The organism is Micromonospora sp. DSM 43699 (assembly GCF_055517075.1).
This window is the reverse complement of record NZ_JBTMMT010000216.1, coordinates 1-449: the sequence shown is the minus strand read 5'-3', so window position 1 is coordinate 449 and position 449 is coordinate 1. Positions and strand designations below refer to the sequence as shown.

General features: G+C 67.3%; 2 protein-coding genes. One reads left to right on the top strand and one right to left on the bottom strand.

Going from position 1 to position 449, the window contains the following annotated elements; all coding sequences use genetic code 11:
- A partial coding sequence (locus tag AC0AIB_RS31320; RefSeq protein ID WP_465098097.1) for a hypothetical protein occupies window positions 1-190 on the top strand: 190 nt, incomplete at its 5' end.
- Between the two features lie 36 nt (window positions 191-226).
- Here AC0AIB_RS31320 and AC0AIB_RS31315 read toward each other — a convergent pair.
- On the bottom strand, window positions 227-449 hold a 223-nt coding region (locus AC0AIB_RS31315; protein ID WP_465098096.1), incomplete at its 5' end, for a GNAT family N-acetyltransferase.

Genomic DNA, 449 nt, shown 5'->3' with positions numbered 1-449 from the left:
GACCAACACCAGCCGCAGGGTGCGGGTCTGCTTCTACAGCAGCAGCGGTGGTCTCAACTACTGCCAGAGCGCCTACAAGACCACCACGGCGGGCCAGTGGAAGGTCATCGCCAGCGACGTACTGGACGGCACCCACTTCAAGTTCGAGTTCGCGAGCTCCGCCGCCTCGACGGGGCAGCGGGCCCACTGATCGTCAGGGGTCCGTACGGGTGGCGTGGGCGCGGCGTCAGCGCAGTGAGGGCCGCGTCCGCCCCGCCCAGTACTCGTCCGCCGTGATGCCCAGCAGGACCACGTCGTGGTACGTGCCCGCGAAGAACTCGTGCTGGCGCAGGCGGCCCTCCTCCACGAAGCCGAGTTTGCGGTAGAGGGCCAGCGAGGCGTCGTTGAAGGCGTAGACCTCCACCTCGCACTTGTGGCAGCGCTGTTCGGCGAACATGTAGGTCAGGATC